At 69.6% G+C, this 19396-nt stretch carries 19 protein-coding genes and 1 tRNA gene; 14 read left to right on the top strand and 6 right to left on the bottom strand.

Annotated features, from left to right (window positions below):
- Positions 1-14: 14 nt before the first annotated feature.
- The 10 genes from rplS to ABD298_RS03735 all read left to right on the top strand — a co-directional run bounded on the left by rplS (position 15) and on the right by ABD298_RS03735 (position 8080).
- Entirely contained in the window at positions 15-374 is a 360-nt protein-coding gene (gene rplS, locus ABD298_RS03780) for a 50S ribosomal protein L19 (protein ID WP_344298341.1), read from the top strand.
- Between the two features lie 33 nt (positions 375-407).
- Positions 408-1073, top strand: coding sequence for a signal peptidase I (lepB, locus tag ABD298_RS03775; protein WP_344298340.1), 666 nt, complete (start codon positions 408-410; stop codon positions 1071-1073).
- Positions 1070-1831: a signal peptidase I gene (gene lepB, locus ABD298_RS03770; RefSeq protein ID WP_344298339.1), complete on the top strand. Its 762-nt coding sequence runs from the start codon at positions 1070-1072 to the stop codon at positions 1829-1831. The genes lepB (ABD298_RS03775) and lepB (ABD298_RS03770) overlap by 4 nt, the downstream gene beginning before the upstream one ends.
- Positions 1828-2613 carry a ribonuclease HII gene (locus ABD298_RS03765; RefSeq protein ID WP_344298338.1) on the top strand — a complete coding sequence of 262 codons (786 nt, stop codon included), beginning with the start codon at positions 1828-1830 and terminating at the stop codon, positions 2611-2613. The genes lepB (ABD298_RS03770) and ABD298_RS03765 overlap by 4 nt, the downstream gene beginning before the upstream one ends.
- A gap of 4 nt (positions 2614-2617) precedes the next feature.
- Positions 2618-2941, top strand: a complete 324-nt coding sequence (locus ABD298_RS03760; RefSeq protein WP_208712739.1) for a DUF2469 domain-containing protein — start codon at positions 2618-2620, stop codon at positions 2939-2941.
- Between the two features lie 117 nt (positions 2942-3058).
- Positions 3059-3415, top strand: a complete 357-nt coding sequence (locus ABD298_RS03755; protein ID WP_344298337.1) for a YraN family protein — start codon at positions 3059-3061, stop codon at positions 3413-3415.
- Positions 3415-4959, top strand: coding sequence for a YifB family Mg chelatase-like AAA ATPase (locus tag ABD298_RS03750; RefSeq protein WP_344298336.1), 1545 nt, complete (start codon positions 3415-3417; stop codon positions 4957-4959). The genes ABD298_RS03755 and ABD298_RS03750 overlap by 1 nt, the downstream gene beginning before the upstream one ends.
- 53 nt (positions 4960-5012) lie before the next feature.
- Complete coding sequence (dprA, locus tag ABD298_RS03745; protein WP_344298335.1) at positions 5013-6212, top strand: DNA-processing protein DprA; 1200 nt, start codon at positions 5013-5015, stop codon at positions 6210-6212.
- A gap of 259 nt (positions 6213-6471) precedes the next feature.
- Entirely contained in the window at positions 6472-7392 is a 921-nt protein-coding gene (locus ABD298_RS03740; protein ID WP_344299035.1) for a tyrosine recombinase XerC, read from the top strand.
- 184 nt (positions 7393-7576) lie between these two features.
- A complete protein-coding gene (locus tag ABD298_RS03735) occupies positions 7577-8080 on the top strand; it encodes a DUF3145 domain-containing protein (RefSeq protein WP_208712734.1) in 504 nt (167 codons plus the stop codon).
- Between the two features lie 117 nt (positions 8081-8197).
- On the opposite strand, the gene fabF is transcribed toward ABD298_RS03735, so the two are convergent.
- The 6 genes from fabF to aceE all read right to left on the bottom strand — a co-directional run bounded on the left by fabF (position 8198) and on the right by aceE (position 16130).
- Complete coding sequence (gene fabF / locus ABD298_RS03730; protein WP_344298334.1) at positions 8198-9433, bottom strand: beta-ketoacyl-ACP synthase II; 1236 nt, start codon at positions 9431-9433, stop codon at positions 8198-8200.
- 93 nt (positions 9434-9526) lie between these two features.
- Positions 9527-9772: an acyl carrier protein gene (locus ABD298_RS03725; RefSeq protein WP_208712732.1), complete on the bottom strand. Its 246-nt coding sequence runs from the start codon at positions 9770-9772 to the stop codon at positions 9527-9529.
- A gap of 95 nt (positions 9773-9867) precedes the next feature.
- Positions 9868-10929, bottom strand: a complete 1062-nt coding sequence (locus ABD298_RS03720) for a beta-ketoacyl-ACP synthase III (protein WP_344298333.1) — start codon at positions 10927-10929, stop codon at positions 9868-9870.
- Positions 10926-11882, bottom strand: a complete 957-nt coding sequence (locus ABD298_RS03715) for an ACP S-malonyltransferase (protein ID WP_344298332.1) — start codon at positions 11880-11882, stop codon at positions 10926-10928. Before ABD298_RS03715 ends, ABD298_RS03720 begins: the two co-directional genes overlap by 4 nt.
- Before the next feature lie 110 nt (positions 11883-11992).
- A complete protein-coding gene (locus tag ABD298_RS03710; protein ID WP_344298331.1) occupies positions 11993-13231 on the bottom strand; it encodes a PucR family transcriptional regulator in 1239 nt (412 codons plus the stop codon).
- A 157-nt stretch (positions 13232-13388) separates the two neighbouring features.
- Positions 13389-16130: a pyruvate dehydrogenase (acetyl-transferring), homodimeric type gene (aceE, locus tag ABD298_RS03705; RefSeq protein ID WP_344298330.1), complete on the bottom strand. Its 2742-nt coding sequence runs from the start codon at positions 16128-16130 to the stop codon at positions 13389-13391.
- A 419-nt stretch (positions 16131-16549) separates the two neighbouring features.
- Between aceE and ABD298_RS03700 the strand changes: the two genes are divergently transcribed.
- The 4 genes from ABD298_RS03700 (at position 16550) to gndA (ending at position 19369) form a co-directional block, all read left to right on the top strand.
- Complete coding sequence (locus ABD298_RS03700) at positions 16550-16966, top strand: DUF3052 domain-containing protein (protein WP_369802326.1); 417 nt, start codon at positions 16550-16552, stop codon at positions 16964-16966.
- Complete coding sequence (locus ABD298_RS03695; protein WP_344298329.1) at positions 16963-17445, top strand: peroxiredoxin; 483 nt, start codon at positions 16963-16965, stop codon at positions 17443-17445. The genes ABD298_RS03700 and ABD298_RS03695 overlap by 4 nt, the downstream gene beginning before the upstream one ends.
- 107 nt (positions 17446-17552) lie before the next feature.
- Positions 17553-17625, top strand: a tRNA-Val gene (locus ABD298_RS03690).
- Between the two features lie 307 nt (positions 17626-17932).
- Positions 17933-19369 (top strand): NADP-dependent phosphogluconate dehydrogenase, encoded by a 1437-nt coding sequence (gene gndA, locus ABD298_RS03685; protein WP_344298328.1) that lies wholly within the window; start codon positions 17933-17935, stop codon positions 19367-19369.
- The last annotated feature ends 27 nt before the right edge of the window (positions 19370-19396 follow it).

Here is a 19396-nt window from a genome sequence, read left to right as displayed (position 1 = left end):
GCCAGGAGAAGATCATGCACATTCTCGACTCCGTCGATGCCGCCTCGCTGCGCTCCGACGTTCCCGCCTTCGGGCCCGGCGACACCATCAAGGTGCACGTGAACATCATCGAGGGCAAGAACACCCGCGTTCAGGTGTTCCAGGGCTTCGTCGTCGGCCGTCAGGGCCACGGCGTCCGCGAGACCTTCACGGTCCGCAAGGTCTCCTTCGGCGTCGGCGTCGAGCGCACCTTCCCGGTGCACTCCCCGATCATCGAGAAGATCGAGGTTGTCACCAAGGGCGACGTCCGCCGCGCCAAGCTCTACTACATGCGCGAGCTCCGCGGCAAGGCCGCCAAGATCAAGGAGAAGCGCGACTTCAGCTCTGCCAAGTAGCCTCAGGCTGCTCAGACGCAGACCGCGCCGTCCATGGTCCGCACCGAACGCCAGTCCCACCGAGTGGGCTGGCGTTCGGTCGTTCTCGCCATCGTCCTGGCCCTTGTCGTGTGGGGTGTCATCCGGGGACTGTTCTTCGACGTCTTCTTCATCCCCTCAGGCTCCATGGAGCCCCTCCTCGCGCCCGGGGACAGGATCGTCGTCGCCCGGACCGCCCTTGACTCCGCGCCGGTGAGCCGGGGCGAGGTCGTCGTGTTCGACGGCCGCGGCTCGTTCGCGCCGCTGGATTCCGGGCGCGGCTGGTTCGGCGACGCCGTGCGGGGCGCCGCCGAGTGGCTCGGCATCGTGGCCAGCGACACGATCTACGTCAAGAGGGCGGTGGGCGTCGCCGGCGACCACGTGCGCTGCTGCACCCCGGACGGGCGTCTCGACGTCAACGGGAAGGCGCTGGACGAGCCCTACCTCTACCCGGGCGACCAGCCCAGCGCCGAGGCGTTCGACGTCGTCGTGCCCGACGGGCGCCTTTGGCTCCTCGGGGACCACCGAGCCGAATCGGCGGATTCGCGCTCCCTCCTCGGTGCACCGGGCGGGGGACTCGTGCGCACCCAGAGCGTGATCGGACGGCCGGTCGCAATCATCTGGCCGCTTGATAGATTGGGCGGGTTGACCGCCGACGCCACCCAGAAGGACCATCAGTGACAAGCACCCCCGGAACCGGCCCCGACGCAGCGGGAACGGGGGCCGAGCCCCACGGCAGCGACGGTCGGCCAGCGAAGCCGGCGAAGCGCGCCCGCGGCGGCCTGCTCGGCTGGCTCCGTGAGATCGGCATCATCCTGGCCGTCTCCATCGTCCTCTCCTTCATCATCAAGACATTCCTCTTCAAGGCCTTCTACATCCCGTCGGAGTCGATGGTGCCCACGCTCGAGGAGAACGACCGCATCTTCGTCAACCTGATGATCCCGCGCAATGCGGCCCTCCAGCGCGGCGACGTGGTGGTCTTCAAGGACACGAAGGGCTGGCTCCCGTCGCTCCCGCCCAGCACACCGAACCCCGTCACCGAAGCGCTCGAGTTCGTCGGGCTCCTGCCTGACACGTCGCAGCAGCACCTCATCAAGCGCGTGATCGGTCTTCCCGGCGACCACGTGGTGTGCTGCGACGCGTCCCAGCACATCACGGTGAACGGGGCGCCGCTCACCGAGCCGTACGTCAACCCGGCGGAGACGCCGCGCCCGATGCCTTTCGATGTGACCGTCCCGCAGGGCACCATTTGGGTTATGGGCGACAACCGCAACCACTCGTCCGACTCGCGCTTCCACGACGCGGCGCAGCCCGGCTCGGGCTTCATCTCGCTCGATGACGTCGAGGGGAAGGCGTCGGTGATCGCGTGGCCGCTCAACCGCATCCAGGTCCTCGACAACTACCCAGGCACGTTCAGCGCCGTGCCGTCCCCACGATGAGCACCTCGGCAGCACGCACCGCCACGGTGAAACGCCGCGGGCCGGGCGCGCCGGCCCCGACCCTCCGCTTCGTCAACCGGCTGGCCACTGAGTTCGGCCCGCTCATCGCAGGCTGCGATGAGGTTGGCCGTGGGGCTCTGGCGGGCCCCGTCACAGTAGGGATCGTCGTGGTGGACGCGCGGAGTGTCGTGACCCGCACGGTGCTGCGCGACAGCAAGCTCCTGACGCCGGAGCGCAGGGTCGAGCTCGTTCCCCTCGTCCGGTCCTGGGCCGTCGCTGCCGCTGTCGGCCACGCCTCCGCGGAGGAGATCGACGCGTTGGGCATCATGGCCGCCCTCCGCCTCGCCGGTGTGCGGGCGCTCGGCGAGGTCTCTGCCGCCGGGATTGTGCCCGACGTCGTGCATCTCGACGGCAACTACGACTGGCTCGGCCGTGGGGGCCAGGGCTCGCTCTTCGAGGAAGCCGTCGAGCTTCCCTCGGTGCCCGTGCGCACCACGATCAAGGCGGATCTGAAGTGCCAGGCGGTCGCAGCCGCGAGCATCCTCGCGAAGGTCGCCCGCGACGCGCTGATGGTGGAGTACGGCACCGACGATCCTCGCTTCAACTGGACCGTCAACAAGGGCTACGCGACACCCGAGCACCGGGCAGCGCTCGTGGAGTTCGGCCCGAGCTCCCTGCACCGGCGCTCGTGGCGTCTGGGCGTGGACGGTCCCGCCGAGGAGTACGACGACGCCGGAGCCGGATCCATCGATGAGGCCTCGCCTCTGGCTGGGGGAAGATAGGACTATGAGCGCCGAAGACCTTGAGAACTACGAGACCGACATGGAGCTCCAGCTCTACCGCGAGTACCGTGACGTGATCTCGCTGTTCAGCTACGTCGTGGAGACCGAGCGCCGCTTCTACCTCGCCAACCACGTCGATCTGCAGGCCCGGTCGGCGGACGGCGAGGTGTACTTCGACCTGACCCTCCAGGACGCCTGGGTCTGGGACGTGTACCGGAGCGCGCGCTTCGTCAAGAGCGTCCGCGTGATCACCTTCAAGGACGTCAACGTCGAAGAGCTTCCGAAGGTTGAGGACCTCGGCCTGCCCAAGGGCGGGCTCGGCACCTAGCCGACTCGACCCGCGTCCGAGGGCCGTTGGTCCTCCACAGGGACCCGTTCCGGCGTGTCGTCCACATAGGGCGGCCGGGCGGGTCCCTTCGTCGTCCCCGGGCGGGAGTCTGGGCTCATGAGAGCGAAGGACAGGCTGGGAGCCCGAGGCGAACGCCTCGCTGAGGAGTATCTGCGGTCGCTGGGAGCGGCGATTCTGGACCGGAACTGGCGGTGCGCCGAAGGGGAGCTGGACATCGTCGCCGCCGACGCCGGCACCCTCGTCGCCGTGGAGGTGAAGGCCCGCCGCTCGTGGGACTACGGCCATCCCTTCGAAGCTGTGGACCCGGCTAAGCTCGCGCGTCTGGTCCGGCTCTTGGGGCTGTGGGCCCGCGAGCACGGGGCTCGGGGGCGTCAACGCAGGGTCGACGTGGTCGCCGTCACGGGCCCGGCCGGTGAGCAGTCGGTCCTGGAGCACCTCATGGGCGTAGCGTGATGGGCGTCGGTCGTGCGCTCGGGGTGGCACTTGTCGGACTCAACGGCTACCTCGTCGAGGTCGAAGCCGACATCGGTCAGACGCTGCCCAACTTCGTGCTGCTCGGGCTGCCCGATTCGGCGCTCAACGAGGCCCGGGAGCGGATCCGGAGTGCCGCGCACAACAGCGGGCTTCCGTTGAGCAGGCGGAAGCTGACCGTCAACCTCATCCCGGCGTCGCTTCCCAAACGGGGCACCGGGTTCGATCTGGCCATAGCGATTGCGTCTCTCGCAGCAGCCGGCGATCTCAGGCCACCCCTGGGGGTGGTCTTCCTCGCCGAGCTCGGGCTCGACGGACAGCTGCGGCCGCTGCGGGGCGTCCTCCCCGCAGTCATGGCCGCGGTGCGGGCCGGGCGCCCGGACGTGGTGGTGGCCTCGGGCAACGCCCAGGAGGCGTCCCTTGTCCCCGGTGCCCGGGTCCACGCCTACAGCTCCCTCGGCCAGCTCGCGCTCGAGCTCGGCGCGGACCCGAAGGCAGTCGAGCTGCCGTCGGCGGACCCTGTCGAGACGGCGTCCCAAGCCCCGCCTGCCGTGCCCCTGCTGTCCGTGCCCGACCTCCGGGATGTCGCGGGGCAGTCCGAGGCGCGGGCCGCAGTCGAGGTGGCAGCGGCCGGTGCCCACCACCTGCTCCTCGTCGGGTCGCCCGGCGCAGGGAAGACGATGCTCGCAGAACGGCTCCCTGGAGTCCTGCCGGACCTCGACGACGAGGGCGCCATGGAGGTCACCGCGATCCACTCCCTCTCCGTCGACCCCGCCGCGCAGCGGTCCCTGATCAGGCGGCCGCCGTTCGAGAGTCCGCACCACACGGCCAGTGCGCCGGCGATCATCGGCGGCGGCTCGGGCGTGCCGAGGCCGGGAGCGGCCTCCCGTGCGCATCGCGGCGTCCTGTTCCTCGACGAGGCGCCCGAATACGAGCGACGCGTTCTGGACTCCCTGCGCCAGCCCCTCGAGTCGGGCGAAGTCGTGGTCCACCGCGCGGCCGGAACCGCCGCGTACCCGGCGAGGTTCCAGCTTGTGCTCGCCGCCAACCCCTGCCCCTGTGGCCAAGGGACCGGCAAGGGGCTCGAGTGCACCTGCACGGCCCAGGCCAAACGACGATACTTCGGACGCATCTCAGGGCCGCTCCTTGACCGGGTCGATATCCAGTTGGCAGTCCGAAAGGTGGGGGCGGCGGATCTCGGTGGCACGACTCCGGGCGAGTCGACGGCAGAGGTCGCAGCCCGCGTGCTCCGCGCCCGGGCCCATCAGGCTGAGCGACTGGCGCCGTACGGCCTCGAGACGAACTCGCAGGTGCCTGGGCGACTTCTACGGGGACGCTTCCGTCTCGACGCGGGCAGCACGTCCTCGCTCGAGCGGGCGATGACGGCGAACACCCTCACTGCCCGCGGCTACGACCGCGTCCTCCGGCTCGCGTGGAGTATCGCGGATCTCGCGGGCCTCGACCGGCCCGGCGCCGACGAGGTCGGTCAGGCTCTCCTGCTGCGCCAGCCCGTGGCGGCGGCATGAACAGCACCTACCAGACACGAGGCGGCGGACTGGGCGTCGCAGAGGGAGAGACCATGGACGACGTACGCATCGCCCGAGCAGCGCTGTCGAGGCTCTTCGAGCCGATGGATGGAGTGGGAACCGCCCTCGTGGAGGTGCTTGGCCCCGTCGAGGCACTGAGAATCGCAGTCGGAGAGGTCACGCCGCCGGCCGCGCCGACGGCGGTGGCGGCCGGTACGGAGGGGGCACACTCGGGCCGGGGGCAGCACGGATCAGCCAGTCAGGAGGCGTCTGCGAGCCTCCAGACGGCCCTCGAGCGGTGGCGGCCCCGCGTCGCGCACTTGGCGCCTGAACGAGATCTGGAAACGATCGCCCGATTCGGCGGGCGGCTCGTGATCCCTGAGGACGGAGAGTGGCCCGAGGGGCTCAGTGATCTCGGCATCGACGCTCCTCTCTGCCTCTGGGTCCGGGGTGAGGAGCCGCTGCCGGATACCCGGAAGTCCTTGGCGATCGTCGGCTCGCGCGATGCGACCGGCTACGGACTCTCGGTCGCCGGCGAGCTCGCCAAGGGCCTCGCGGACCGGGGAATCACCGTGGTCAGCGGTGGCGCCTACGGCATCGACGGGCAGGCGCACAGGGGCGCCCTCGCATCTGCAGCCCGGTCCCTGCCGACCGTTGCCGTCATGGCTGGAGGTGCCGACCGGTACTACCCCTCCGGACATGAGGACCTGCTGCGGGAGATCGCCCGGCGCGGCCTGGTGGTCTCCGAGGTGCCCCCCGGCTCCGCGCCGACCAAGCACAGGTTCCTCAAGCGCAACCGGCTCATCGCTGCGCTGTCCTCCGCCACGGTCGTGGTCGAGGCGCGCTGGCGGTCGGGAGCGCTCAGCACCGCCCGGAGGGCGGCCGACCTGGGCAGAAACGTCGCAGCTGTTCCGGGATCGGTCTACAGCGCGAACTCGGCAGGCTGCCACGCCCTCCTGCGCAACGGGGCGACCTGCGTTGTGGACGAGAAGGAGGTCTATGAACTGCTGGCGCCGGCCGGCGAGGGCCTCGTCGAGGATCCGCAGGGTCCCCCTGCTCCGCACGACGGACTGTCGCTCGTGGACCTTGCGGTGCTAGAGGCTCTTCCGGTGCGGCGCGGGGCAGAGGTGGAGCGGCTCGCTGTCGTGGCGGGGCTGAGCGAGGCCGAGGTCCGGGCCGGTCTGGGTCGCCTCGCGCTCGAGGGGCTCTGTGAGCGGACCGACGAGGGATGGCGCAGGGCGAAGCGCGGGTGAGCGATGCAGCGGGGGCTGGCACCGCTGAGTGCGACGCGCGTGTCGGCTTGCGGGGAGCGAGGAGCAGAGCCAGAGTGGCAGGGGAGCAGGAGCAGGCCGACCCAGCGTCAAGAGGAGGAACGATGATCCCGTCCGCGGTGGGATCGGCCGTCACAGCTGCGACTCCAGGTGCTGGGAGCAGGCGGTGAGCGCCCCCGGCCCCCAGCAGCCGCTGCCGCGCGAGCAGCCGGAGCCCGCGCGGCATTCCGGGGAGCTGCAGCTGGGCTCCACCCTGGACCCGGCCCTCGCCCGCGCGCTTTCGGATTTCCTCCGGTACCTCGCGCTCGAGCGCGGACGATCAGCCCACACCGTCCGGGCCTATGAGTCGGACCTCTCGTCGATGCTCGCGTCGGCCGTCGGGGACGGCGCCTGGGACCTGAGTGGGATCGATCTGGCGATGCTGAGGAGGTGGCTCGGCCGGCAGAGCGACTCAGGCTTGTCCCGGGCAACTCTGGCCCGACGCGCGTCGTCGGTCCGGGCGTTCATGGCCTGGGCCTTGAGGGAGGGACGCGTGGAGGCGGACCCCGCCCTCCGTCTCGCCGCGCCCAAACGCGACAAGCACCTCCCCGCGGTCCTCCATCGCGAACAGGCCGAGCGGCTCGTCGAGGGTGCGGCCGGTGCCGCGTCGGAAGGCGACCCGGTCGCGGTACGGGACCTGGCCCTGGTGGAGTTCCTCTACGCTACCGGGGTGCGGGTGGGCGAGCTCGCGGGCCTCGATGTCGACGATCTGGACTTCGAGCGACGCACAGCCCGCATCCTCGGCAAGGGCAACAAGGAACGGACCGTCCCGTTCGGGGAACCGGCTGCCGCAGCGCTCACGCGATGGCTTGCCGTTCGCCACACGCTCGCGAGCGCCGCCAGCGGCCCGGCCCTCTTCCTCGGCCGCCGCGGCGGCAGGCTCGGACAGCGGCAGGCGCGGGACGTCGTCGACCGCGCCCTGCGCGCGCTCGGGGACACCTCGGCGAGCGGCCCGCACACCCTGCGGCACACGGCGGCAACCCACCTGCTCGACGGGGGCGCAGACCTGCGCAGCGTCCAGGAACTGCTCGGGCACGCCAGCCTCGCCACGACGCAGCTCTACACCCATGTCTCGGTGGAACGGCTGCGAGCCAGTTACCTCTCGTCGCATCCGCGCGCCTGATCGGCGGGGCGCACTGGCGCATGGCCGGTGTCTCGTGCAGAATGGTCGCAAACCCGCCGGTTCATGGCGCCTTGCAGAATGCGGGGCGGCAGCGGCGGAACAACTGCATAGCCACGGGTCGATTGGGGACACCCGCCAGCTGACGGTCGTAGGGGAAGACGTACCGACAGCGATGGAGGATGGAATGTCTGCAGTGATGACGCGTGGTCTGCTGTTCGTGCACTCGGCACCGAGCGCGTTGTGTCCCCACGTGGAGTGGGCCATCGGCTCGGTCGTCGACAAGCGCACGGATCTGGACTGGACGGCTCAGCCAGCCGCTCCGGGAATGTTCCGTGCGGAGCTCTCGTGGATGGGGGCTCCGGGGACCGGGGCACAGCTTGCGTCCGCCCTGAGGGGCTGGGCGCATCTTCGCTATGAGGTCACGGAGGAGCCCAGTCCCGGAGTCGACGGTGCCCGGTGGTCACACACCCCCGAACTCGGGATCTTCCACGGGATGACCGATGTCCACGGCAACATCGTGGTCTCCGAGGACCGGATCCGTTACGCCTACGAGGCCGGTGCGGGCGATCCTGCCGTCGTCTACCACGAGCTTTCCCTCGCACTGGGCGAGGCATGGGACGAGGAGCTGGAGCCGTTCCGGCACGCCGCGGAGGGCGCTCCCGTCCGCTGGCTGCACCAAGTGGGCTGACGACCCTTTCGTCCGATCCAGCCTCCTTCTCGTCCTCAAGCGTCGCCGCGGTACAGACGAGGGGGCCCGCCGTAGTACACGGCGGGCCCCCTCGTCGTCGTTTGCAGCGGAGCGTGGTCAGTGGTTGCGGATGACCACGACGGCGTTGTGGCCGCCGAAGCCGAAGGAATTGCTCAGGGCCACGATGTCGCCCTGCGGGAGGTCTCGGGCGGTCGTCACAACATCGAGGGGGATGTCCGGGTCCTGGTGGTCCAGGTTGATCGTCGCCGGCGCCTTGCGCTCGTACACGGCGAGGACGGTCAGCACTGCCTCCACCGCGCCTGACGCACCCAGCAGATGCCCCATCTGGGACTTGGTCGCCGACACGGCAACATTGTCCACATGGCTGCCGAGCGCTGCCTTGAGTGCGGTGTACTCGGGCTTGTCGCCGACCGGGGTGGACGTCGCGTGGGCGTTGACGTGGGTGACGTCCTCGGGCTGGATGCGGGCGTCGAACATCGCTGCCTTGAGGGCGCGCGTGGCGCCGAGCCCCTCCGGGTCCGGAGCGGTGATGTGATAGGCATCAGCCGTGACGGAGGTACCGGCGAGCTCACCGTAGATGCGCGCGCCGCGGGCCAGGGCGTGCTCCTCGGCCTCGAGCACCAGGGCGCCGGCTCCCTCGCCCATGACGAAGCCGTCACGGTCGATGTCGTACGGACGCGAGGCGTGCTCGGGGTCGTCGTTGCGCTTGGACAGCGCCTGCATCGCGGCGAAGGACGCGAGCGGCATGGGGTGGATGGCGGCCTCGGCGCCGCCGACCATCACCACATCGGCCTTGCCGGCACGGATCAGCTCGAGGCCGACGTTCATGGCCTCGGTCCCGGAGGCGCAGGCGGAGACAGGGGTGTGGGCGCCGGCCCGCGCGCCGAGGTCGAGGCTGACCGCTGCCGCGACACCGTTGGGCATGAGCATGGGGACCGTCATTGGGAGGACGCGGCGCGGGCCCTTCTCGCGGAGCGTGTCCCACCCGTTCAGCAGCGTCCACACACCCCCGATGCCGGTGGCGAATGCCACGGCGAGCCGATCGTGGTCAATCTCCTCGATCCCGGCGTCCCGCCACGCCTCACGGGCGGCGATGACACCGTACTGGGTCGAGGGGTCCATACGCTTCATCTCGACGCGGCTGAGGACGTTCTCGGCGGGTGTGGAGAGCTTGGCGGCGATCTTGACCGGGAGATCGAACTCCTCGACCCAGTCGTCGGTGAGCCTGCGGACCCCCGAGACGCCCTTGAGGGCGTTCTGCCAGAGGGTGGGGACGTCGCCGCCGATCGGCGTCGTGGCCCCGAGGCCGGTCACAACAACTTTGCGCGCCATGCTTCGCTCTTTCGGTTCGCGTCAGCGCCAGCGGTGCTGGCGGAAGTCTTGGGTGGCGGCCGGCGTGGTGGGCGCCGGCCGCCGCGGTCGCACTTAGGCCTGGGCCTTGGCGATGAAGTCGACAGCGTCGCCGACGGTGGAGAGGTTCTTGACCTCCTCGTCGGGGATGCGGACCCCGAACTTCTCCTCGGCGTTGACCACGATGGTCATCATGGAGATCGAGTCGATGTCGAGGTCATCCGTGAAGGACTTGTCGGGCTCGACGGCCTCGGTGGCCAGGCCCGTCTCCTCGTTGATGATCTCGGCCAGACCGGCGAGGATCTCTTCGTTGGTTGCCATGTCGGCTCCTTTTCTCGGTTCCCGGCGGTCGCCGGATCAGGGTTCCAGCCGCTCATGCGGCTTGGTCTCGGCCGCCTGGAGCAGGCGGCACAGTCTCAGGGGAGGACGACGACCTGGGCGCCGAACACAAGGCCAGCGCCGAAGCCGATCTGCAGGGCGAGCTTGCCGCTGAGGTCTGGGTTCTCCTTCAGCAGGCGATGGGCGGCGAGCGGGATGGAGGCCGCCGACGTGTTGCCCGCGTCCGCGATGTCACGCGCGACGATGACGGACGCCGGCAGGCCGAGCTGCTTGACCATCTCGTCGATGATGCGCATGTTGGCCTGGTGGGGTACGAATGCGGCGAGGTCGTCCGGCCCGACGCCAGCCGCGTCGAGCGCGCGCTTGGCGACCTTGGCCATCTCCCACACAGCCCAGCGGAAGACGCTCTGGCCATCCTGGCGCAGCGTCGGCCAGATCTTTGCTTCGGTGCCGAGCACCGCGGCAGCGTTGCCGGCGCCGTCGCGCTCTGCCTCATCGGACAGGTCCCGCACGTCGAGCAGAGAGTGGGTCATGCCGATCGTGCCCCACCTGCTGCCGTCGGAGCCCCACACCGAGGGCCCGATCCCGGGAGTCTCGGACGGTCCGACGACGACGGCGCCTGCACCGTCGCCGAGCAGGAAGGAGATGGTGCGCTCGGTGTTGTCGATGAAGTCGCTGAGCTTCTCGGCGCCGATGACGAGCACGTACTCCGCTGCACCCGAGCGCACGAGCGCGTCGGCCTGGGCAACGCCATAGCAGTACCCGGCGCAGGCGGCCGAGATGTCGTAGGCCGGCGCTGGGGTGGCACCGAGCCGGTCGGCCAGCTGTGCGGCTGCAGAGGGCGTGGCGAAGGGGTGGGTCACCGTGGAGACGATGACGGCCCCCAGCTGGCTGCCGGTGATGCCCGCGGACTCGAGCGCCTCGCGCGCCGCGCCTTCGGCCATGTCGATGACGCTCACGTCCGCGGGAGCGCGGTGGCGGGTGACGATTCCGGTGCGCTGGCGGATCCACTCGTCGGAGGAGTCGATCCACTGGCAGACGTCGTCGTTAGTGACGACCACCGAGGGCCGGTAGGCCCCGATGCCGGCGATCCGGGAGTGCTCGCGGGCGGGGGACTGCTTCAGGGTCGGCTCGCTCACACGGTCTCCTCTTCGTTCCGGGCCTCGCCGCTCTCGGCATCGGCGGCGAACAGTTCAAGCGCCGCCGCCACGTCGCCGGGCGTCTTGACGGCGACTGTCTTCACGCCGGGCATGCCACGCTTGGCGAGGCCGACAAGGGTGCCGGCCGGTGCGAGCTCGATGACGCCCGTGACGCCGCGCGATGCGAGCGTCTCCATGCAGAGGTCCCAGCGCACCGGCCGCGAGACCTGGGCGATGAGACTCGCGACGGCGGCGTCGCCCGACGCGACAGGTGCGCCGTCGTAGTTCGACAGGAGCGGCACAGTGGGGTCGCTCACGGACAGCGAGGGCCGCAGGGCCTCGAGATCTGACACGGCGGAGGCCATGTGCTGCGTGTGGAAGGCCCCGGCCACCTTCAGCGGCACAATGCGGGTCTTTGCGGGCGGGTTCGCCGCGAGGGCCTCGAGCTGCTCGAAGGTGCCTGCTGCGACGATCTGGCCGCCCCCGTTGACGTTGGCCGGTTCGGCGCCGGCGGCCGCAATGGCAGCCAGCACCTCCTCGCGGTCACCGCCGAGGACGGCGCTCATGCCTGTCGGAGCGACGGCCGCGGCGCGCGCCATCCCCTGGGCGCGGACGGAGACGAAGCGCATCGCGTCCTCGGCGCTCACGACGCCGGCGAGCGCCGACGCGGTGATCTCGCCGACTGAGTGGCCGGCCAGGACAATGGGCAGCTCCGAGAGATCGACGTCGAACAGCGCCTCTGCGGTGACGATGCCGGCGGCCACGATGAGCGGCTGGGCGACGGCGGTGTCCTTGATGGTCTCCTCGTCCGAGGTGGTCCCGTGGGCCACGAGGTCAAGGCCGGCGACGTCTCCGAGGGCGCCCAGGCGCTCGGCGACGGAGGGGACCTCTAGCCAGGGGGCCAAGAAGCCGGGCGTCTGGGAGCCCTGTCCAGGGCAGACAATTGCAAGCACGAATCCAAGCTTTCCAAATCGGCGGGCGTCCGCGGCGTGGGTGCACGCACCAAGCTCCAGAACGCGGTTTGTGGGAAGTCTACAACGAGTGGGGTCGTCGGCGGGGCCTGTCAGGAGCGTCCGGCAGGCCTTTCCCCGGCTGGCTTGCCTGTGCTTGCGAGCCGTCCGACCACCAGAGCGGTCTGCAGGACGAAGGCCTCGCGGGGAAGCAGCGGATCCCATCCCGTGACATCGCACACGCGCCGAAGCCGGTACCGCACGGTGTTGGCATGGACGAACAGCTCCCGCGCCGTGGCCTCGAGCGAGTGGCCGAGCTCGAAGTAGGCGCTGAGGGTCTCCACGAGCCCGTTGGACGCGGCGACGAGCGGTCGGTAGATCTTCTGGACGAGGGCCCGGCGCGCGGCGTCGTCGCCCGCGACGACACGCTCGGGGAGGAGGTCGTCGGCCGAGACAGGGCGGGGAGCGTTGGGCCAGGCGCGGGCCGCGGATAGGCCGGCGAACGCCGCCTGCGCCGACATGCTCGCCTCGGGGAGCGTGGGTGCCTCGGGGCCGAACACCACGGGGCCCGGCGCGAAGAGGTCGGCGAGACGGGCCATCGCGCCGGGGGGATCGTCGAGTCCGCCGAGGATCAGGATGAGCCTGTCGCCCTGGATGCCCACGAGCGCGTCCTGGGCATAGCGGCCGGCCAGGCGCCGCAGCTCGCCCACGTAGGTCGGGCTCGGCTCGAGGGGAGCGCTGCCCACCATGACGGTGAAGCGCTCCTGGGCCTTCCATCCGAGCGCCGCGATCCGCGAGCGCAGCGCGTCGGTGTTCTCCCCCCGCAGGATCGCGTCCACGATGAGCGCCTCGAGCCGGGTGTCCCACGAGCCCCGGGTCTCGGCGGCGCGTGCGTAGACGTCGGCAGCGGCGAAGGCGACCTCGCGGGAGTAGCGCAGGACGGCTTCGCGCAGGGCAGGCTGGTCCTCTTCGGGTGCGAGGTGGGGGACCTGGTCCTCGACCGCCTCGACCACGATCCGGATGAGCTGGAGGGCCTTCTGGAGGCTGATGGAGCGGGTGAGCTCTGTCGGTGCGCTGCCGAAGACGTCGGACAGGATCCACGAGGGCATGGTGGGCCGCTCGTACCAGGTGACGAAGGCCGCGATCCCGTTCTGCGCCACGAGCCCGAGCGCGGACCGCTCGTCTGCGCTGAGCCGGCTGTACCAGGGCAGCGCCCGCTCGAGCTCGCGCATGGTGGTGGTCGAGAGCTGGCCGACGTTGGCCCGCAGCTTCTTGACCGTCTCCGCCTTGGCCGGGGAGATGGTCAGCTTGCCGTTCGGCGAGCCGCCGGTGGACTGCTTGGGCTGGCTCATGCCTAGAGCATAGGCGAGCCGGGGCCCGGGGTGAATTTTGTGCGAAGGCTACAAGCCGGAGTGCCTGGGTTCACACACGACGGCGGCCCTCCCCGAAGCCGGGAAGGGCCGCCGTGGGTCTGGGGCGGCTGCAGGCCGCCCGGGACGGGGGAGTGGGCTAGGACTCGCCGCCCGCGTTGCCAGTCGATCCGGCGTTCACGTCGTTGAGGCGGTACCGGTCGAATGCCTGACGGGGTGCGTCGGCGTCGACCTCGCCGCGCCGGGCCAGCATCTGAAGCGCACGGACCACGACCGAGTGGCTGTCGATGTGGAAGTACCGGCGCGCCGCGGCACGGGTGTCGGCGAAGCCGAAGTCATCTGCGCCGAGCGTCGCGAACTCGTTCGGGAGGAACTGGCGGATCTGGTCGGGGACGGCCTTCATGTAGTCCGTCACCGCCACGATCGGACCGGTGGCCCCGGCGAGCTGCTGGGTGACGAACGGCTGACGGGGTTCCTGGCCGGGGTTGAGGAAGGCTTCCTCCTCGGCCGCCAGGCCGTCACGCCGGAGCTCATTCCACGAGGTGACGCTCCACACGTCCGCAGAGACTCCCCACTCCTCCGCGAGGATCTGCTGGGCTTCGAGAGCCCAGGGCACGGAGACACCCGAGGCGAGCAGCTGGGTACGCGGGCCGTCGATCTTCGCCGGCGCGAGGAGGTAGATGCCCCTGACCACGCCTTCGACGTCGAGCTCTTCCGGCTCGGCAGGCTGGACGATCGGCTCGTTGTAGACCGTGAGGTAGTACATGACGTTCGGGTTCGGGTGCTTCCCGCCGTACATGCGCTCAAGGCCGGACTTGACGATGTGGCCGATCTCATAGCCGTAGGCGGGGTCATAGGCGACGACCGCGGGGTTCGTCGAGGCCAGGATCGGGGAGTGCCCGTCGGCGTGCTGGGTGCCTTCGCCGGTGAGCGTGGTCCGGCCGGCGGTGGCGCCGATGATGAAGCCGCGGGCCATCTGATCGGCGGCGGCCCAGATGCCGTCGCCGGTGCGCTGGAAGCCGAACATCGAGTAGAAGACGTAGATCGGCACGAGGGTTTCGCCGTGCGTGGCGTAGGAGGTGCCCGCGGCTGTGAACGCCGCGATCGACCCCGCCTCGTTGATGCCCGCATGGAGGATCTGGCCGGCCGGGGACTCCTTGTACGCGAGCACGAGGTCGCGGTCCACCGAGAGGTAGTTCTGGCCCTTCGGGTTGTAGATCTTCGCGGTCGGGAAGAACGCGTCCATGCCGAACGTGCGGGCCTCGTCGGGGACGATGGGGACGACGCGCCTGCCGAACTCCTTGTCCCGCATGAGGTCCTTGAGCAGGCGGACGAAGGCCATGGTCGTGGCCGCCTGCTGCTTCCCGGAGCCGCGCTTGGCCACCTCGAACGACTTGTCGTCGGGCAGCGCGATGCCCTCGTGGGGATCGCGGCGCTCGGGCAGGAAGCCGCCGAGCTCCTTGCGGCGCTGCATCATGTACTGGATCTCGGGGGCGTCCTGCCCCGGGTGGTAGTACGGCGGCTGGTAAGGGTCGGCCTCGAGCTGCTCGTCCGTGATCGGGATCCGCAGGTGGTCGCGGAAGTCCTTGAGGTCCTGCAGGGTCATCTTCTTCATCTGGTGGGTCGCGTTGCGGCCCTCGAAGTGCGGACCCAGGCCGTACCCCTTGACGGTCATCGCCAGGACGACAGTCGGCTTGCCCTTGAACTCGGTGGCGGCCTTGTAGGCGGCGTAGACCTTCCAATAGTCGTGGCCGCCGCGCTTGAGGTTCCAGATCTGCTCGTCCGAGTAGTCGGCGACGAGTTCCTTGGTCTCGGGCGTCTTGCCGAAGAAGTGCTCGCGCACGAACCCGCCCGACTCGGCCTTGTAGGTCTGGTAGTCGCCGTCGAGCGTCTCGTTCATGATCTTGACGAGCTGGTTGTTGTCGTCGCGGGCCAGCAGGCTGTCCCACTCGCGTCCCCAGATGACCTTGATGACGTTCCAGCCCGCGCCGCGGAAGAACGCCTCGAGCTCCTGGATGATCTTGCCGTTGCCGCGCACCGGACCGTCGAGGCGCTGCAGGTTGCAGTTGACCACGAAGGTGAGGTTGTCGAGGTTCTCGTTGGCGGCGAGCTGGAGCAGGCCGCGGGACTCGGGCTCGTCCATCTCGCCGTCGCCGAGGAAGGCCCACACGTGCTGGTCCGAGGTGTCCTTGATCCCGCGGTTGTGCAGATAGCGGTTCGTCTGGGCCTGATAGATGGCATTCATCGGCCCGATGCCCATCGAGACGGTCGGGAACTCCCAGAACTCCGGCATCATGCGGGGGTGCGGGTAGGAGGAGAGGGCGTGGCCCTCACGGGACTTCTCCTGGCGGAAGCCGTCGAGGTCCTCCTCGGACAGGCGCCCCTCCATGAACGCGCGCGCGTACATGCCGGGGGAGGCGTGTCCCTGGAAGAAGACCTGGTCGCCGCCGCCTGGGTGGTCCTTGCCGCGGAAGAAGTGGTTGAACCCGACCTCGTAGAGGGTCGCCGCGCCGGCGTAGGTGGAGATGTGCCCGCCCACGCCGATGCCGGGCCGCTGCGCCCGGTGCACCATGATCGCGGCGTTCCACCGCATGTAGGCGCGGTAGCGGCGCTCGAACTCCTCATTGCCGGGGAACTCGGGCTCCTGGTCCGCGGGAATCGTGTTGACGAAGTCCGTCGTGGTGACCATCGGCACACCCACGCTCTGCGACCCGGCACGCTGCAGGAGGCTGCGCATGATGTACTGCGCCCGCGCGGTGCCGCGTTCCTCGATGAGCGAATCGAGCGATTCGATCCACTCCGCCGTCTCGTCGGGGTCTCGGTCGGGCAGCTGATTCGTCAGGCCGCTGAGGATGTGCGAGGTCTCTTCTCCTACAGACACGTCCAAACCTCTCTTCGAGCCCGGAGACCGGAGCTGGTGGCAGCCGGGCGGCGGGCGGTGTCGTCGCTGTGCCCTGTGCGTTCAGGGCGTTCGTGCTCGAGTGCTGCTGGGGCCGGGGTCATCCAGGCCGTGCCACACCCACGGGCCACTCTAGTCGCGGTGCGGTGGCGATGCGTAGCGGGCGCCGCCGCCCCCGGCTGTATTGCGATTGCCGTGCTCCAGCGTCCCCGTGGGCCCGACGGCGCCCGCAGCCGCGGCCTCTTGGGCGGTGCGCGCTTGAAGCGGCGGGGCAAACGGTGTTGGCTTGTACATACGGTGGAGGTGTGCCGGGCCGTCGCGTCAAGCGGCGCCCGGGGCTCCTGCGCCGAGGTCCCGCCGCGGGCGAGGGCCAGTAAGACATGAAGAAGGAGGAGGACGACGTGGGCGAGACGGACACCGCCGCAGACAGCAATGTGGCGGCGCGATTGGGTTTCAAAGACGGGGACCTGATCCAGGAGTTCGGCTACGACGAGGACGTTGACTTCGGCCTGCGTGAGGCGATCGAGGAGGCAACCGGCTCGGACCTCCTCGACGAGGACGACCACGACGTGGTCGACGGTGTCATCGTGTGGTGGCGGGAGGACGACGGCGATCTCGTCGACATGCTCATGGACGCCCAGACCACTCTCGAGGAATCCGGCGTCGTCTGGCTTCTCATCCCGAAGCAGGGACGTGATGGCCATGTGCGCCCGGTCGAGGTCCAGGAGGCTGCGCCGACGGCCGGCCTGCACTCGACCTCGTCGGTGGGCGTGTCCAAGGACTGGAGCGCGACGCGCCTCGTCCGGAAGAAGCAGTGACTGCGCTGCCGTCCCTGCCGGGTCCCCAGGTCGGCGAGAGCGCTCCGGACTTCGAGCTCCCCAATCAGTTCGGCGAGCCCGTCCATTTGGAATCCCTGCGGGGCCGTCCCGTGGTCGTGGTGTTCTTCCCCTTCGCCTTTTCCGGCATCTGCACCGGCGAACTCGGTGAGCTGCGGGACAACGGGGAGATCTTCGCCGCCGCGGGGGCGCAAGTCCTCGCCGTTTCCGTGGACAGCAAGTTCACCCAGCGGGCCTACGCCCAGGCGGAAAAATACGATTTCCCGCTTCTGGCAGACTTCTGGCCCCATGGGGCCGTGGCCCGCCGCTTCGGCGTCTTCGACGAGAGGGACGGCATGGCACTGCGGGGCACCTTCATCCTCGACGCCGACGGGGTGGTGCGCTACCGCGTGGTCAATCCGCGTGGGAAGGCCCGCGACCTCGACGGCTACCGATCGGCACTCGCCGCGATCTCGGGCTGACGCGGATCTCGCTGACCCGCGGCGGCGGCGGAGCCGGCCGTTTTCCGGCCCCCGATCCGCTGCGGTACAGTGGTGCCCCGGCGCGCCCGATGGCGTCGCCGTCGTCAGGGTCTTTAGCTCAGCTGGTAGAGCGCCACGCTTACACCGTGGATGTCATCGGTTCGATCCCGGTAGGACCCACAACCACGTCCTCTGGGGTCCGCGCCTCTCGGCGCTGCGGGATGCTCCCGTGTATGGAAGAAGCCTCCCGCCGCGGCCATTGGGGGGTTCGCCGCGACGGGAGGCTCTGACACGAGCATACGGTCAAGAGCCCCAAAGTCCAAACACTCGTCATGAAAATCTTCCTACCCGTCCCTCCGTGACGACGGCAACTGTGGCAAACGTGTGCCAAAAGTGAGGCGCGCCGAAATAAGATGTCAAACAGTGATCGCCGGAAAGGGCGTCAACTAGCCTTGGATGCGGAATCCCACGAAGAGACGGAGAGTACATGTCTGCACAGATCGGCGTCACCGGCCTTGCGGTGATGGGCGCGAACCTCGCCCGTAACCTCGCGCGCAACGGGTACACCGTGGCGCTTCACAACCGGTCCGTCGAGAAGACGGACGCCCTGCTCGCCAAGCACGGCGACGAGGGCGACTTCGTGCGCACGGAGACCCTCCAGGAACTCGTCGACTCGCTTGAGAAGCCGCGGCGCGTCCTGATCATGGTCAAGGCTGGCGCGCCGGTCGACGCCGTCGTGGACCAGCTCGTCCCGCTCCTTGAGGAGGGCGACATTGTCATCGACGCCGGCAACTCGCACTACGCCGACACGCGCCGTCGCGAGGCCGCCCTCGCCGAGAAGGGCCTCCACTTCGTGGGTGTCGGTGTCTCCGGTGGCGAGGAGGGCGCGCTCAATGGCCCGTCCATCATGCCGGGCGGCTCCAAGAAGTCCTACGAGGCACTCGGCCCCATGCTCGAGAAGATCTCGGCGAAGGCCGACGGCGAGCCGTGCTGCGCGTGGGTCGGCACGGATGGCGCCGGCCACTTCGTCAAGATGGTCCACAACGGCATCGAGTACGCGGACATGCAGGTCATCGGCGAGGCCTACGACCTGCTGCGCAGCGCGGCAGGCATCGAGCCCGCGGAGCAGTCGGAGATCTTTGCCGAGTGGAACAAGGGCGAGCTCTCCTCCTTCCTGATCGAGATCACCGCCCAAGTCCTGGCGCACGTCGACGCGAAGACGGGCAAGCCGTTCGTCGACGTCGTCGTCGACGCCGCCGGCCAGAAGGGCACCGGCCGCTGGACCGTGCAGTCCGCGCTCGACCTCGGCTCCCCGGTCTCCGGCATCGCCGAATCCGTGTTCGCCCGCGGCATCTCGTCGCAGGCTGAGCAGCGGGCCATCGCCCAGGAGACGCTCGCCGGCCACGAGGCCAGCGTCGAGGTTCCCGACGGATTCGTCGAGGACGTCCGCCAGGCGCTCTACGCCTCAAAGCTCGTCTCCTACGCCCAGGGCCTGGACATGCTCGGCAGCGCCGCGAAGGAATACGGCTGGGACCTCAAGCTCGACGAGATCGCCTCGCTCTGGCGTGCCGGCTGCATCATCCGCGCCGCTCTCCTGAAGGACATCACGGCCGCGTACAAGGGGGACAGCAAGCCCGCCAACCTGCTGTTCGCCCCGGCCTTCGCCGAGTCCATCGCCGCGGCCGTCCCCGCCTGGCGCCGCGTGGTGGCCACCGCGGTCCAGCTCGGCATTCCCGTGCCGGTCTTCTCGTCCTCGCTCGCGTACTACGACGCCCTCCGCCGCAAGCGCCTCCCCGCTGCCGTCGTCCAGGGCCAGCGCGACCTCTTCGGAGCCCACACATACCAGCGCGTGGACACCGAGGGGACATTCCACACCCTCTGGGGCGAGGACCGGTCGGAGATCTCGGCAGTCGACACCCACTGACCCGGGGACCGCGTCTGACCCTCAGGA

The sequence above is a fragment of the Sinomonas flava genome, assembly GCF_039531875.1.
GTDB classification, from domain to species: domain Bacteria; phylum Actinomycetota; class Actinomycetes; order Actinomycetales; family Micrococcaceae; genus Sinomonas; species Sinomonas flava.
Note: the sequence above shows the minus strand (reverse complement) of the source record. Positions and strands in the feature narration are given on the sequence as shown.

Coding starts and splice junctions, on each gene's coding strand:
- ABD298_RS03750 (WP_344298336.1), top strand. CDS start 3,415: ATGGGCGTCGGTCGTGCGCTCGGGGTGGCACTTGTCGGACTCAACGGC.
- gndA (WP_344298328.1), top strand. CDS start 17,933: ATGTCTGCACAGATCGGCGTCACCGGCCTTGCGGTGATGGGCGCGAAC.
- rplS (WP_344298341.1), top strand. CDS start 15: ATGCACATTCTCGACTCCGTCGATGCCGCCTCGCTGCGCTCCGACGTT.
- ABD298_RS03710 (WP_344298331.1), bottom strand. CDS start 13,231: ATGAGCCAGCCCAAGCAGTCCACCGGCGGCTCGCCGAACGGCAAGCTG.
- lepB (WP_344298340.1), top strand. CDS start 408: ATGGTCCGCACCGAACGCCAGTCCCACCGAGTGGGCTGGCGTTCGGTC.
- ABD298_RS03735 (WP_208712734.1), top strand. CDS start 7,577: ATGTCTGCAGTGATGACGCGTGGTCTGCTGTTCGTGCACTCGGCACCG.
- ABD298_RS03765 (WP_344298338.1), top strand. CDS start 1,828: ATGAGCACCTCGGCAGCACGCACCGCCACGGTGAAACGCCGCGGGCCG.
- ABD298_RS03725 (WP_208712732.1), bottom strand. CDS start 9,772: ATGGCAACCAACGAAGAGATCCTCGCCGGTCTGGCCGAGATCATCAAC.
- ABD298_RS03755 (WP_344298337.1), top strand. CDS start 3,059: ATGAGAGCGAAGGACAGGCTGGGAGCCCGAGGCGAACGCCTCGCTGAG.
- ABD298_RS03760 (WP_208712739.1), top strand. CDS start 2,618: ATGAGCGCCGAAGACCTTGAGAACTACGAGACCGACATGGAGCTCCAG.
- fabF (WP_344298334.1), bottom strand. CDS start 9,433: ATGGCGCGCAAAGTTGTTGTGACCGGCCTCGGGGCCACGACGCCGATC.
- dprA (WP_344298335.1), top strand. CDS start 5,013: ATGGACGACGTACGCATCGCCCGAGCAGCGCTGTCGAGGCTCTTCGAG.